The organism is Alcanivorax sp. HI0044, assembly GCF_001634945.1.
In genome coordinates, this window is record NZ_LWEZ01000237.1 from 1 (window position 1) to 721 (window position 721).

Sequence of the window (721 nt, forward strand, 5' to 3'; positions counted from 1 at the left end):
CGCCTTGGTTTCCGTATCCGCTCCAGTGGGCGTGCCGTTGCTGCCACCACCGAACACATACTGCGGCACCTTGCGCTGGGCAAAGGCTTCCGCCCAGATTTTCTGAATCTGAATTTCGGCATCCAGCTTCTGGGCCAGGGCGTTATCCGCACGCAGAATTTCCCGCTTCTGGTAAGCTTCTGCATCGGCCAGGGTGCGACGGGTTTCCGCTTCTACCCGGGCTTTTTCCAGATTGATTTCTGCGGTCTGCTTTTCAATTTCTGCCTGCTCTTTCAGCTTTTGTGCCTTGGTAATCGCCAGCTGCTTTTCGGTTTCCGCTTCCGTGGTGCGCTGAATCTGGTCTACCTTGGCTTCCGCCTGGCGCTCAGCCACTTCCCGCTCACCACGGGCAATGGCCAGCAGTCGCTGCTCTTCTTCCTGCACCCGTTGCTCGCGGGCAATGGCCCGGTCTGCAGAGGCTTTTTGCTTGAGTTGCATGCGTTCCACGAAGCGCTGGTTGGGATCCATCTGGGTCACCCGGGCTTCTACTACGGTGACACCGTAATCAATAAAACGCTGGGACTTCCGCCGGGGCACGCCGGTATCGTCAAGCATCTTGCGTACCACAAATATCACCTTGGCATCGTCGCCGTAGTCTTGTTGCTCGGTGCCCATGGCCACATTGGCACTGCCTTTGATCTCACCCACGCGCTTCTGGCTGATTTCTTCACGACGCACAATG

1 pseudogene is annotated in these 721 nt (G+C 57.4%); it reads right to left on the bottom strand.

The window, feature by feature from the left end:
- Positions 1-721: pseudogene (locus tag A3730_RS30925) on the bottom strand (SPFH domain-containing protein); the annotation flags it as partial.